This window comes from Kitasatospora sp. NPDC048298 (assembly GCF_043201465.1).
Taxonomy (GTDB): Bacteria; Actinomycetota; Actinomycetes; order Streptomycetales; family Streptomycetaceae; genus Kitasatospora.
Map to the genome: position 1 here is coordinate 59,703 of NZ_JBICYZ010000050.1, position 13,500 is coordinate 73,202.

The following is a 13,500-nucleotide window of genomic DNA, read 5'->3' on the forward strand; positions in this document are numbered from 1 at the left end:
CTACCGGTCGTTCCCGGATCCCGGTCCGAGCCGATCGACGCGACGGGTCCTGGTCCCCGGCCGCAGCGCGGTAATCCCGATCCCGGCGATGACCAGCAGCGCGGCCACGGCGGCCGTCGGGCTGATCCGCTCGCCGAGCAGCAGCCAGGCCGAGGACATCCCGAACACCGGCACCAGCAGCGAGTAGGGCGCGACGGCGGTCGCGTCGTAGCTGCGCAGCAGGAAGCTCCAGGCGACGAAGCCGAGCAGGGTGGAGACCAGCCCGACGTAGGCGATCGCCCCCAGCCCGGCCGGGGTGATGTCGCGCAGGGCGCGCAGGTCCGCCTCCGGGCCCTCGACCAGCAGGGACAGGGCCAGGAGCGGCAGCGGCGGGACGGCGCTGACCCAGACCATCCAGCGCAGCGCGTCCGGCGGCGCGGCCTTGCGGGTCAGCACGTTGGCCAGTCCCCAGGCGACGGCCGCCAGGACGACCAGGGCGAAGGCCCCGAGCGGCCCGCCGGCGCCCTGGTCCCAGGCGCTCAGGGCGATGCCGGCGAAGGCGACCGCCAGGCCCGCCAGCCGCTGTCGGCCGGGGCGTTCGCGCAGCAGTACGGCGGCGAACAGCGCGGTGAAGCCGGCCTGCCCCTGGAGCACCAGGGAGGAGAGTCCGGCCGGCATCCCGGCGTGCATGCCGAGGAAGAGCAGCCCGAACTTGACCACGCCGAGGACCGCGCCGACCGCCACGACCCAGCGCCAGGCCACCCTGGGCGGGCCGACGAAGAAGACCGCCGGCACCGCGACGACGGCGAACCGCAGGGCGCAGAAGAGCAGCGGCGGGAAGCTGTCCAGGCCGACGTGGATCAGGACGAAGTTGAGGCCCCAGACGGCGGCCACCAGGACGGCCAGGGCGATGTGACGCGGGCTCATGCCGCCCCGGCTGCCGTTGCCCCCCGTACGTCCCGTGCCACTCGTGCTGCTCGTGCTGCCTGTGCTGGGCCGGCCGCTCGGGGCGGCGGCGGTTGTCGCGGTCATGGGTCGAGCATGGTGGCACCGGACTGTGTAGCACCAGCGATGAATACTGAAGAGGACACTTTAGGATCACTGCATGATGGATCTGGGGCGCCTGCGGGCGCTGCACGCGGTGGCGGTGCACGGCTCGGTCGGCGGGGCGGCCGCCGCGCTCGGTTTCACGCCCTCGGCGGTCTCGCAGCAGATCGCCAAGCTGGAGCGGGAGACCCGGACGGTGCTGCTGGAGCGGCAGGGCCGGGGCGTGGTGCTGACCGACGCGGCGCGCGAGCTGGCCGTCACCGCGCAGACCGTGCTGGGCCTGGTGGAGCAGGCCGAGGTGCGGCTGGAGGAGCAGCGCGGCCAGGCCGTCGGGCGGCTGCTGGTGGCCGCGTTCCCGTCCGGTGCCCGCGGCCTGATGCCCGGGGCGCTGGCCGATCTGCGGCGGCGCTGTCCGGAGCTGGACGTCCGGATGCTGGAACGCGACCCGTACCCGGCGGCCGAGCTGGTGGCCCGGGGAGAGGTGGACCTGGCGCTGGTGCAGGACTGGCCGACCGTACCGCTGCCGGTGCAGGAGGGCGTGTCCCGGATGGACCTCGGCACGGACCCGGTGGACCTGCTGCTGCCCGCCGGCGACGGGCTGGCCGCACTCGACCCGGTGCCGGTGGAACGGCTGTGCGGGCAGCGCTGGATCAGCGTGCCGCCGGGCAACATCTGCCACGACTGGCTGGTCCGCACCCTGCGCGAGGCCGGCGAGGAGCCGGACGTGCGCTACCAGGCCGGGGAGTTCGAGACGCAGATCGCGCTGGTCGCGGCCGGGCTGGGGATGGGCCTGGTGCCGCGGCTCGGACGGGGCCCGCTGCCGCCGGGGGTGGTGGCCCGCCGGGTGACGCCGGAGCCGAGCCGCCGGGTGTTCGCGCTCTGGCGCTCCCAGGCCTCCCGGCGGCCGGCCATCACCGAGGCGCTGGCGTCGATGCGGGAGTGCTGGGCGCGGCTTCCGGTCTGAGGGCCGCCGTGTCCGGGTGCGCGGCGGACGGTCCGGACCCGAGCCTCGTGTCCGGACTCGTACCGGGCTTCTGACGGGCCTCGTACGGGCGTCGCGCGGGCTCAGCCGGCGAGGCCGATCACCAGCCACATGAAGCCCACCCCGGCCACGGTGCAGAGCAGGGTGCTGCGCGAGGGGTGCGGGCTGTGCGCCTCGGGGAGGATGTCGGAGGTCGCCAGGTAGAGCAGGAAGCCGGAGAAGAAGCCCAGGTAGAGGCCGAGCAGGTGCCCCGGGATGGTGAACGCCAGGGTGATCGCCGCGCCGGACACCGGGGCCAGAGCGTCCGCGGCGAGCAGGGTCAGTGCCCGCCGCCGGTTGTTCCCGTACAGCCGGGTGATCGTGTACGTGTTGAAGCCGTCGGCGAAGTCGTGCGCGACCACCGCGATGGCCACCACCGTGCCGACCGTGGTGCCGGCCTGGAAGGCGGCGCCGATCGCGAAGCCGTCCATCACGCTGTGTCCGACCAGGGCCAGCGCGGCGGTCAGCCCGATGCCCTGGCGCCCGGCGGAGTGGGCGTGCCCGTGATGGCCGTGGGAGTGCGCGGCGTACTCGCCCTCGTGGCCGCGGTGGATGGCGACCGCGCGCTCGACCACGTGGATGGTGAGGAAGCCGGCCGCGAACATCAGCAGCGCCTGCGGCACGCCGTGCACCTCGCCCGGCGCCTGGTGGAGCGCCTCGGGCAGCAGGTCGAAGGCGACCACACCGAGCATCAGTCCGGCGGCGAATCCGAGCACCAGGTGACGGCGGTCGCGGGTCCGCTGGGCGACGAAACCGCCGACCAGGGTCATCAGGAACGCCGCGGCGGCGACCAGTACCGCGGTCATCGGGTCGGCTCCGCCGCCGGTCCGGCCTGGCGGCCGGGGCCTTCGTCGGATGGTCCGCCGAGCGCTCTGCCCATTCCTCTCCCCCTGGGATCCGCCCGTGGCCGGGCCGATCGCCGACCGTACCGGACGCCCGTTCGGCGGTGGTCACCCGGGGTGCCGGGGCGCGGTCGGGAGCCGTCCCCCCAGCCTCGGCCCGGGCCTGACGGGACGCCTGCCGGACCGGCCGCCGGGTGGGCCGTCGGAGTGAGTCCGCCGACCGGGGCGAGGGGCCGGTCAGCCGCCGGTGGCGAGCGGCAGACCGAGGTGGGTGTGGGCGAGTTCGCGGACGCCTTCGCCGTCGATCAGGTGGATGTGCCGGTGGCCCTCCTCGGCGGTGAGGTCCAGCACCTCCTCGGTGAACCGTCCGGTGGTCAGCCGCAGGCCGCGCTCGGCGGACTCCTCGCCGACCGCCTCGGCCAGGGTCTCGATCTGCTCGGCGCCGACCGACGCGGTGTCCCGGGAGGCCCAGACCACCCAGCGGCCGGGCAGCGCGGTACCGGGCGCGCCCTCGCCGGTGGCGACCAGCCCCGCCGGACCGCGCAGCCGGACGCTCCACTGCGCCATCCCGCCGCGGGTCAGCAGGTCCCGCACCAGCTGGGCGAACTCGTTGGCGGACAGGTCGGCGGCGGCCGGCACGGCGGCCCCGGCCTGGGCGGCCGGCCGGACACCCGCCCGGTCGTACGGGTCCGGGGTGACGGCGGCGCCGAGCTGACGCAGCCGCACCAGGGCCTCGTCCTGCTCGGCGTCGGCGTAGACGCCCTCGTCGTCGCGCTCCTCGTACGGGGTGCCCGGCGGCAGCAGCCGGGTGCGGGCCAGCGCGTCCCGGTCGGCGTCCACGCTGACCAGGCAGACCGGCTCCGCCGTGGCGGGATCGCGCAGCCAGCCGTTGAGGACGACGCCGGCGAGTATCTCGTCGGTGTCGACGGCGTCGGCCGCCTGCAGGGCGCGCAGGGCCAGCCGGGCGACCAGCCGCAGGTAGTCGGTGGCCCGGTCCGCGGTCGGGCGCGGCACCGGGAGGATGTCGCCGTCCGGGGCGAACCGGTAGCCGGTGAGCGAGGGCACCAGGTCGAGCGCCGGCAGGTCGAGGTCCAGCACGGCGGTGCGGGTGAGCGGGCGGAAGACCGCCCGGCAGGGGGTGGGCAGGTCCTGGGTGGCGGTCTCGGCGGCGGCCAGCGCCCGTTCCAGCAGCGACTCCACGGCGGCCGGCTCGGCCAGCCGGTAGGCCCGCCGACACTCCTCCAGGCTCTCGTTGTACTCGCGGACGGCGCGGGCCCGGGCCTGCTCGGCCGCCTCGTGGGCGCGCCGGGACTCGTCGGCGGCCGGGCTGCCGGCCTCGGCCCGGCGGGTGCGCCACTCCCGCAGGGCGCGCTGGTGGGTGAGCCGCGCCTGGGCCAGCTCCCGCTGGTAGCCCGAGTCGAGCAGCCGTCGGGACGGGCCGCTCTCCGGGTCGGCCGCGGGCGGCTCGGCGGGCGCGAAGTCCTCCCAGCGGGGCTCGGCCCCGTCGTCGGCGCCGGAGCCGCCGGCCGGGTAGGGGCGGGGCTGGTAGTGGCGCAGCTGGCTCTCGAAGTCCATGGCCGAGACGGGCAGCGCGGCCCGCCGCAGCAGGTCGGCCAGCCGGTCGTGGTCGGCCTGGACGGCGCGCGTGCGGTGGTGGGCCAGGGCGGCGGCCCGGGCTTGGGCCGCCACGGCCTCGTCCGGGTCGGCCTCACCGGAGGCGGAACCGGAGCCGGAGCCGGAGCCAGGGTGGCCGGGGCCCCGGTCGGTTCCCTGGCCGGCGGACCCGGGGCCGGCGGGGGCCGGCTCGGACGGGCCCTTGCCGGACGGGTGCTCACCGGACGGGCCGTCACCGGACGCGCCGCCGTCGGGGCGGCCGGTGACGGCGCTGTCCGGTGCCGGACCCTCCGCGGCACCGAAGTCACGGAAGACCGAGGCGAGGAAGCCCGGCCGGGGGAACTGGACGGTGGCGGTTCCGTCGGACTGGCCGTCTGCTGAGTACTGCATCGGTCGTCGTTTCCCCCATGCTCGTCCGGCTCCTGCCCGGGGCGGTCGGCGAGCCTGTGGACCCGCTCCTGCCGGACATTGTCCCCCGAACGGGCGCAGCGGTCAGCCAAGCCGCTCAGTTGGTCCGGGTGTTGGTCAGGTGCAGACCGATGTAGCCGACGTAGATCCGGCCGCTGCCGGAGCAGTCGTCCAGGTAGTGCAGCCGGGGCGCGGTGCGGCCACCGCCGATCCGCAGGTGCGCCCCCATGAAGGCGCGCCGGGAGGAGTCGACGCATTCCGGCACCGGCAGCATCCGCTCGCGCTTCCACTTGGTGTGGCTGAACACCGTCCGGGACTCCCCGCGGACCGCCTTGCGGGGCGGGAAGCGGCGACAGCCCTCAGGGGTCCGCTCGCACCACTGCTTGAAGTCCCCGCCGGCCGCACCACGCACGGCCGCCTCGGCGTACTCCTGGAGGGCGGTCAGCCCGTCCCAGGCGAGCCGGGCCCAGCCCGCGCCCGCGCACTGGAGCCCGTCCAGGGCGAGCGCGTTCTTCTGGTCACCGGTGAAGGTCACCAGCGGGAACTCGCCCAGTCTGGCCATGAGTTCGGTGAAGGTCTCGGGCACGCCACCGAGGTCGGGGGGCTGGGCCGTGGGGTGCGGCGCCCCGGCGGCCGGCCCGCCGCCCGGTACGACGCAGTGGCGCCCGGTCAGGGCGCGGGCTCCGGAGCGGAGACGGCCCTCCCGGATGTCCCGCCCGTCGCGGCCCTCCCGGCCCTGGCCGTGCTCGCGGTGGTCGCGGCGCTCCAGGCGCGGGGTGTGCCGGACCGGCTCCGACTCGTCGGCCCTGGCCTGCTGTCCGACGCGGTCCCGCTGCTCCTCGCGGACGAGCACGGCCGGTTCGGCGCCCCGGGACGGGACGGCCCCGTCCGCGGTCCGTACGGTGGCCTGCCCGACGGCGCGCTCGGCCGCCGGCTCAGTCGCCGACTCGACTGCCGGGTCGACGGCCTGCTCCGCCGGCCGGCGGAGCTGCGGCGGCGGAACACGCAGCACGGGGACGGCCGCCAGTGGCGGGGGCAGTGGCCGCTCGGCGGCCAGGCGGCGCGGCTCACGGGCGAGCAGCCCGGCGGCACGGCGCAGATCCTCCTCTATTCGGCTCCGGGCGAGTACCGGATGTCGGGCGCTGTCCTGCCGGGAGGCCGGGTCGACCTCGGGCAGGTAGGTGCGCACCGCGCCGCCGTAGACGGTGTGGTACTCCAGCGCGACGTTGAATCCGGTGCGGGCGCCGGGGTCCAGCACGTAGGCGGTGGCGAGGCCGGGCAGTTGCTGGCAGAGCGGGGCCACCACGTCCTGCACCCAGTGGTCGAGCGGGAGGTTCACCGGGACGCTGGCCACCACCGTCGGCAGCCTGCGTTCGGGATCGCACAGCTCGTCGATCAGGGCGTCCACCTCGTCCGCCGTGATCAGCCGGGGTGCGGAGTGGACGGCGGCCGGGCCGTCGGTGGCGTCGAGCAGCGGGAGGAGCGAGCGGGCGAGTTCGGGCACCGGCACCCGGCACGGGGTGCGCACGCCGCTGCCGGTGTTGTGGGTCTCGGCCTCCAGCCGGACCCAGGTGGGGCCGTCGGGAGCGGTGGCCACGGTGAGGGTGAGCTGCTGGGTGCCGTGCGGGGCCGGGGTGCGCAGGCGGCGGCGGTGGTAGCGGCCGGTGCCCGGGTCGCCGCGCAGCGGCCCCTGGTCGCGGTCGAGCAGGACACGCTCGCCCAGGCGGAGGCGCTCGGTGCTGGGAGCCGGTTCGGCACTCCGCCCGACGGCGGCGTGGTGGACCGGTGGGGGCTCCTCGAAGCCCTCCTGCTTCAGCCAGTCCGCCAGTTGTTCGTCGGCCAGGGCGACGGCCTCGGCGTGCGTGAGGGCCGTGGTGACCGTCATCCGGTAGGGCGTCGCCGGACCACGGGGGCCGGGCAGGTCGGCGGCGGTGTGCGAGCGGACGCGGTTCGGGGCGGTGCGGTTGGCGATCGGATGGTTCGAGGTCGGGTGGGTCGGCGCCGGGTGGGTCGAGGTCAGATGGTTCGAGGTCGGGCGGCCGGGGGCCGGGCGGTCGGAGGTCGGAGTCGTCGCGGACGGGGGATTCGAGGTCGAACGGTCTGAGGTCATGCGCATACCTCCGTGGTGCGGGGTGGGGTCCTGTGTCCTCCATCGATGGTTTCGTCCGGTTCTGCCGGAACCTTGCCCAGGAAACGCCACGGCCCGGAGCGGAAGTTCCAACTCCGGGCTACGACACTACGTTCGGGTGAATCTACTCAAGCGGTCTTCCGCGTGGCGCGGGGCCGGAGCTACAAGAGACGGCCGGTCAGGGGCCGTCCCCTGGCCGCCCGACGGCTCCTGCGACCCGCCGGCCCCACGAGGTGCCGCCCGCCCCGCCGGTCAGACCGGCACCTCGACGTAGGTGCGGCCGGCCGGGACCGCCGCCGCGGTGCCGCCGGTCGCCTCGGCCAGCCAGGTGTGGAAGTCCGCCACGTCCGGCTCCGGCACGCCCACCTCGATCCGCACCCCGGTGGCCTCGTACGCCAGGTCGCTCACCGCGTACCCGGCCGCCCGCAGGTCGTTCTCCACCCGTCCGGCCCGGACGTGGTCCACCGTCACCGCGAGCAGCGCGACCGGCCGGCGCTCCAGCAGGCCGATCTCGTCCACCGCCTCCGACACCGCGTTCCCGTACGCCCGCACCAGGCCGCCCGCGCCGAGCTTGATCCCGCCGAAGTACCGGGTGACCACGGCGACGGTGTCGGTCAGCCCGCGCCGGCGCAGCACCTCCAGCATCGGCACCCCGGCCGTGCCGCCGGGTTCGCCGTCGTCGCTGGAGCGCTCGCGGCGCTGGTCGTCGCCGACCACGAAGGCGGTGCAGTTGTGCCGGGCATCCCAGTACTGCTTGCGGATGCCGGCGATGAAGGCCTGCGCCTCCTCCTCGTCGGCGACCCGGGCGAGGTGGCAGATGAACCGGGACTTCTTGATCTCGGTCTCGTGGCTGCCGGCCCGCCGGATGGTGAGGTACGGCCTGGCGGTGGGCTCCGGCGTGGCGGACATGGTGTGGGGATCCTCCCGAGGACGGCGAAGGCTGACGGCGCACGCTCCGGCGCACCGGGGCGGCACCGCCAGCCTAGTTGGCGCCCGACGGGAGGGACCGGCGGCCGACTGCCGGCGCTTCAGCGGCCGGCCAGCGCGTTCAGCCGCGCGCGGTCCAGGCCGGTCAGCGCGGTGACCTCGGCGAGGTCGACGGCCCCGCAGTCCAGGCCGCGCACCAGGTAGCCGCTCAGCGCCCGGGCGGTGGCGGGCTCGTCCATCACGGCGCCGCCCGTCTTCGCGACGTACGCGGCCAGCCGGGCCGCCGCGGCCGCCAGGCCCTCGCGGTAGAAGGAGTAGACCGCGACGTAGCGGGTGGGCAGGTGCGCCGGGTGCATGTCCCAGCCCTGGTAGTAGGCGCGGGCCAGCGAGCGGCGGACCAGGTCGTGGTGGAGCCTCCAGGCGGCGTGCACCTGCTCGGTGGGGCCGGTCGGGAGGACGTTGGTCGAGCCGTCGGAGAGCCGGACCCCGGTGCCGGCGGCCGCCACCTGCATGACCGCCTTGGCGTGGTCGGCCACGGGATGGTCCATGCTCTGGTGGGCCGCGCTGACGCCGCAGGCGGCGCTGTAGTCGAAGGTCCCGTAGTGCAGGCCGGTGGCCCGCCCCCCGGCGGCCTCGATCATCCGGGCGACGGTGGCCCGGCCGTCCGGGCCGAGGATCGCCTGGGTGGTCTCGATCTGGATCTCGAAACCGATCCGGCCGGCGGGCAGCCCGGCCCTGCCCTCGAAGTCCTCCAGCAGCCGGACCAGCGCGGTGACCTGCTCGGCGTAGGTCACCTTGGGCAGGGTGAGCACCAGGCCGTCCGGCAGCCCGCCGGCGGCCGACAGGGTGGCCAGGAACAGTTCCAGGGTGCGGATGCCGCGGGCCCGGACGGCGGCCTCCATGCACTTGATCCGGATGCCGAGGTACGGCGGGGCGCCGCCCTCGGCCACCGTCGCGGCGACCAGCTCGGCGGCGCGGACGGCGGCCGCGTCCTCCTCCGCGTCGGGGCGGGGGCCGTAGCCGTCCTCGAAGTCGATCCGCAGGTCCTCGATCGGCTCGCGCTCCAGCTTGGCGCGGACCCGGGCGTACACGTCGGCGAGCAGTTCGTCGTCCGCGACGCCGAGGGCGCGGGCGAGCTCGGCGGGGGTGGCGGCGTGGCGGTCCAGGGCCTCCAGGGCCCGGCGGCCCCACTCCCGCACGGTGTCGGCCCCGAAGGCGTCGGCCGGGACGTAGACGGTGTGCACCGGCTGCCTGGTCCCGGGCTCGCCCGGGTAACGGTGCGCCAGGTCGGCGTCGACCGGCGCGAGCAGCGCCTCCACGGCGGCGCGGGCCGCGGTGGAGAAGGAGGCCCCGTCCATCGGCCCGGTTGCGTCGGCTCCGACCCCTGTCATCCGCGCTCCTCCATGCCGAACCTTCGCTTCAACACTTTGTTGAAGCGAAGGTAGCTCCGGCGGGACCGGGCGTCAATGACCGGCACCCCTGGCCGACCGGGCCCCGGACGGTGGCGGCCGCGGTCAGTCCCTCCCGGCGGCGGCGTAGCGCTCGTTCAGCTCCGGGTACAGGTCGGCGACCTCCTTGGGGTGCACCGAACCGTCCGGGCCCTTCCCGGTGACGCCGAACTCCCTGGTCAGCCAGTCGGCGAGGCGCTGGGGGTCGGGCTGGTGACCGTAGCTGTCCATGTACGAGACGAGCGCCTCGTAGGCGAGGTCCGGGTCGAGGCGCGCGGGCACCGGGGGGATCTCGCGCTGCTCGGCGTGGACCGGCTGCTCGGCGTGGGCACGCTCGTCGGCCGGGACCGGCTGCTCGGGCTCGGCGGGCTGCTCGGGCCGCTGCTGCAGGCCGACCGGGTGCTGCGCCTGCGGACCGGGCGCGGCCTCAGGCGCGGGAACGGGGGCGGAGTCGGGCTCCTCGGCGACCGGGCGCGGCGGCTTGAACCAGGGCGAGGCCTGGCCGGGCACCCGCCCGCCCGGGGCGGCGTCCGCCGGGTGGCCGGTGGTGCGGACCGGGCGGGCGGTCCAGACGTTCAGCTCCTCGCCACGCGGCTGCGGGACGGCGTCCGCCGCCTCCTCCGGCTCCTGAGCGGCCCGCAGCCGGACGGCGGCCAGCTTCGCGAGCATCGGTGCGGCGACCTCGGCGGACATCGGCGCGACGGTCGCGGACTGCTGCGGCTGTTCGGGCTCGACCTGCTCGACCTGCGGGGCAGCCTGCTGGACGGCCTCCGGTGCCTGCTGCCGGCGCTGGGGCTGCTGGGCCTGGACCTCGGCGGCCGGGGCGATGGCCGCGGTGGCGCGGTGCTCCTGAGGGGCCGTTCCCTGCGCCTCCGGCTCCGCCTCCGCCGACAGCTCGATGGCCTCGCGCTCGCGTCCCTCGTCGTCCAACCGGTCGAGCAGGGCCGGGTCCAGCGGCACGCCGAACTTGGCGAGCTTGAGCGGCAGCAGCGCCTGGATCGGCGCCGAGCGGCGCCAGCCACGGCCGTAGCGGAAGCGCAGCTGCGCCCGGTAGACCAGGCGGTTCTGTTCGAGTCGGATGACCTCGTCGTAGGAGCGGAGCTCCCAGAGCTTCATCCGCCGCCAGAGCCGGAAGGTCGGTACCGGGGAGAGGATCCAGCGCATCACCCGGACCGACTCCATGTGACGGTCCGCCGTGATCGCCGCGATCCGGCCGACCGCGTGCCGCGAGGCCTCGACCACGACGACGAAGAGCACCGGGATGACGGCGTGCATCCCCATGCCGAGTGGGTCTCCCCAGGAGGCGGCCGCGTTGAAGGCGATGGTGGCGACGGTCAGCAGCCACGCGGTCTGCCGCAGCATCGGGAAGGGTATTCGCAGCCAGGTCAGCACCAGGTCGAGCGCGAGGAGCACGACGATGCCGGCGTCCACACCGATCGGAAAGGCGTAGGAGAAGGCGCCGAAGCCCTTCTCCACGGCCAGTTCGCGCACCGCGTTGTACGACCCCGCGAAGCCGATGCCCGAGATGATGACAGCACCGGCCGCGACCAGGCCGAGCAGGCCCCGATGGGCCTTGGTGAGCGTTGGGCGTGCCATTACGTCTATCAACCCCTGGATGTCGGCTGCTGCCGTACGCTGCCTCGGCTGCCGAGTCCCGTTGCTCGGGCCCCCGGACGGCTGAGCAATCTCCGGGCTCGGCCCACCGGAGTTTACTCGTACACGTGTTTAAGCGTTCCCACAGCCTGGGGTGTCACAGTGGGGCGGAGCGACGCCGGTCTCCGGCACCGCGCGGAGCTGCGGTGGAGATGGGTCGGATCGTCACCGGGGCCGCCCCGCCGTGCCGTTGAGGTAGGCGAGCACGGCCAGCACCCGGCGGTTGGCGTCCTCGTCGGGGGCGAGTTCGAGCTTGCTGAAGATGTTGGCGATGTGCTTGGCCACCGCGCCGTCGCTCACCGACAGCCGGGCGGCGATCGCCGAGTTCGAGCAGCCCTCGGCCATCAGCTCCAGCACCTCGCGCTCGCGCGGGGAGAGCCGCTGCAGCGGACCGGACCGACGCGAGGTGGTCTGCATCAGCTTGGCGATCACGTCCGGGTCCATCGCCGTGCCGCCGGAGGCCACCCGGCGGACCGCGTCGATGAACTGCCCGGCGTTGAACACCCGGTCCTTCAACAGGTAGCCGATCCCCCCGGTGCCGTCGGCCAGCAACTCCCGCGCGTAGAGCTGCTGGACGTGCTGCGACAGCACCAGCACCGGCAGGCCCTCGATCTCCCGCCGGGCCTTGAGCGCCGCCTGCAGGCCCTCGTCGGTGAGCGTCGGGGGCAGCCGGACGTCGACCACGGCCACGTCCGGGCGGTGGGTCAGCAGGGCCTCCAACAGCTCGGGACCGGTCTCCACCGCCGCGGCGATGGTGAAGCCGTGCGCTTCCAGCAGCCGGATCAGGCCTTCGCGAAGGAGGTAGAGGTCCTCGGCGAGGACAACTCGCACGGCAACTCCAGGGTGATGGTGGTGGGTCCGCCCGACGTGCTGTCGATGGAGAGGACACCGTCGAAGGTACCCAATCGCTTCTCGATCCCGCGCAGCCCCGTCCCGCGCGAAGGGTCCGCCACCCCCACGCCGTCGTCCGTCACCGTGACCCGCAGGAAGCCGGCCCGGTAGAGGATGTCCACCCACACCTGCTCCGCCCCGGAGTGCTTGGCCGCGTTGGCCAGCAGCTCGCAGACGCTGAAGTACACGGCGGCCTCCACCGCGGCCGGCAGCCGGTCCGGCAGGCTCACGCACACCTCGGTCGGCAGCGCGCTGTCCAGCGCCAACAGCTGGACGGCGTCGCCCAACCCGCGCTCGGCGAGCACCGGCGGGTGAATGCCCCGCACCAGGTCCCGCAGCTCCTGGAGGGCCCGGGCGGACGACTGGCGGGCCTCGGCGAGGAGCTCCCGCGCGGCCTCCTGGTCGGTGTCCATCAGGTGCTCGATCGTGCCCAGCGTCATCCCGATCGCGACCAGCCGCGCCTGGGCGCCGTCGTGCAGGTCCCGCTCGATCCGCCGCAGCTCGGCCGCCTGGTTGCCCACCGCATCCGCCCGCGTCTCCGTCAACTCGGCCACCCGCCTGGTCAGCTGGGCGTGCGACGCCCGGCCGTCCTGGTCCAGCACCCGCCGGGCCGCCTCCGCGTACATCCGCACCGCGAACGGTGCCACGAGTACCCCGACCACGATCATGGCCGCCCCGAGCACGGTGCTCAGCAGGATGGACGCCATCCGGCCGCTCAGCGGGCCGAAGTCGTTCACCGTCACCGGCCCCGACAGGATGTAGACGACGCCCAGCCCGAGCAGAACAGCCACCGGGCCAACCACGGCCGCCACGAGGAGCGGGTTCACCAGCATCCAGAGCAGCTCGGCACGGGTGGTCCGGTCCCGCAGGCCCCAGTGGACCAGCTGCGCGTACTTCGCCACCGTCCGCGAGCGGTGGTAGGTGTACCCCGTCCACCAGTGTCCGCGCCCGTCCAACTCAAGCTCCGGGCGCGGAGCGTAGGTGGCCGGCAGCCGTATGCCGAACCAGCGCGCCAGCTGGCCGCGGGCGCGGTCGGCGACGCTGCGGACCAGGAAGGCCGCCACCACCGATCCGGCGATCGCCGCCACCAGCAGCGCGGCGAGGATCGCCGGGGAGTAGTTCTGGAGGAACTGGGCCGTGGTCACCCCGGAGAGAACGGCTGCCGCCACCGGCAGCACCACCCCCGGCACCGCGGTCAGCAGCACCACGACCAGCCGGGTCAGAGCCTCGCCGCCGGTCTCGAAGGCTGCCCGGGCCTGCGCACGTACGGACGTGCCGCCTGTACGACTCACTGTTGTCACGGGAAGCTCCTGATGCCGGTACCGATCGTCCTCCGTCAGTCTTCACGAACCGTCCATCACCCACACTGGCCATGGCACCCCAATTCCGGGGTGGACCTAGGACCACCTGCCGGTGGACAAAGTGACACCAGCGAGTGAGATGGTCCGGAAATGCGAAAAGCCCCTGATCCGAATGGATCAGGGGCTTTTCAGAAGAATTGTTCGGCGGCGTCCTACTCTCCCACAGGGTCCCCCCTGCAGT

10 protein-coding genes are annotated in these 13,500 nt (G+C 74.7%); 1 reads left to right on the top strand and 9 read right to left on the bottom strand.

All coding sequences use genetic code 11. From position 1 onward, the window contains the following. Positions 1 to 906 carry an EamA family transporter gene (locus ACGF0D_RS30415; RefSeq protein ID WP_392884198.1) on the bottom strand — a complete coding sequence of 302 codons (906 nt, stop codon included), beginning with the start codon at positions 904 to 906 and terminating at the stop codon, positions 1 to 3. A 178-nt stretch (positions 907 to 1,084) separates the two neighbouring features. On the opposite strand from ACGF0D_RS30415, the gene ACGF0D_RS30420 reads away from it, so the two are divergent. After that, positions 1,085 to 1,990, top strand: coding sequence for a LysR family transcriptional regulator (locus ACGF0D_RS30420; RefSeq protein WP_392921627.1), 906 nt, complete (start codon positions 1,085 to 1,087; stop codon positions 1,988 to 1,990). 101 nt (positions 1,991 to 2,091) lie between these two features. Here ACGF0D_RS30420 and ACGF0D_RS30425 read toward each other — a convergent pair whose 3' ends face one another. The 8 genes from ACGF0D_RS30425 to ACGF0D_RS30460 form a co-directional block, all read right to left on the bottom strand. Further along, complete coding sequence (locus ACGF0D_RS30425) at positions 2,092 to 2,853, bottom strand: ZIP family metal transporter (RefSeq protein ID WP_392884195.1); 762 nt, start codon at positions 2,851 to 2,853, stop codon at positions 2,092 to 2,094. Positions 2,854 to 3,126: 273 nt separating this feature from the next. Beyond that, a complete protein-coding gene (locus ACGF0D_RS30430; protein WP_392921630.1) occupies positions 3,127 to 4,893 on the bottom strand; it encodes a restriction endonuclease in 1,767 nt (588 codons plus the stop codon). Positions 4,894 to 5,008: 115 nt separating this feature from the next. After that, positions 5,009 to 7,021 (bottom strand): hypothetical protein, encoded by a 2,013-nt coding sequence (locus ACGF0D_RS30435; RefSeq protein WP_392921633.1) that lies wholly within the window; start codon positions 7,019 to 7,021, stop codon positions 5,009 to 5,011. Between the two features lie 270 nt (positions 7,022 to 7,291). Further along, positions 7,292 to 7,948, bottom strand: coding sequence for a YigZ family protein (locus ACGF0D_RS30440; RefSeq protein WP_392884192.1), 657 nt, complete (start codon positions 7,946 to 7,948; stop codon positions 7,292 to 7,294). Between the two features lie 119 nt (positions 7,949 to 8,067). Then, complete coding sequence (locus ACGF0D_RS30445; protein ID WP_392921643.1) at positions 8,068 to 9,324, bottom strand: DUF6986 family protein; 1,257 nt, start codon at positions 9,322 to 9,324, stop codon at positions 8,068 to 8,070. A 156-nt stretch (positions 9,325 to 9,480) separates the two neighbouring features. Beyond that, complete coding sequence (locus ACGF0D_RS30450; protein ID WP_392921636.1) at positions 9,481 to 11,010, bottom strand: DUF2637 domain-containing protein; 1,530 nt, start codon at positions 11,008 to 11,010, stop codon at positions 9,481 to 9,483. Between the two features lie 222 nt (positions 11,011 to 11,232). Continuing rightward, a complete protein-coding gene (locus ACGF0D_RS30455; RefSeq protein ID WP_392884188.1) occupies positions 11,233 to 11,898 on the bottom strand; it encodes a LuxR C-terminal-related transcriptional regulator in 666 nt (221 codons plus the stop codon). Continuing rightward, the gene (locus tag ACGF0D_RS30460) at positions 11,850 to 13,259 is read right to left on the bottom strand and encodes a histidine kinase (RefSeq protein WP_392921637.1); all 1,410 of its coding nucleotides are present in this window, start codon (positions 13,257 to 13,259) and stop codon (positions 11,850 to 11,852) included. Before ACGF0D_RS30460 ends, ACGF0D_RS30455 begins: the two co-directional genes overlap by 49 nt. Positions 13,260 to 13,500 lie beyond the last annotated feature (241 nt).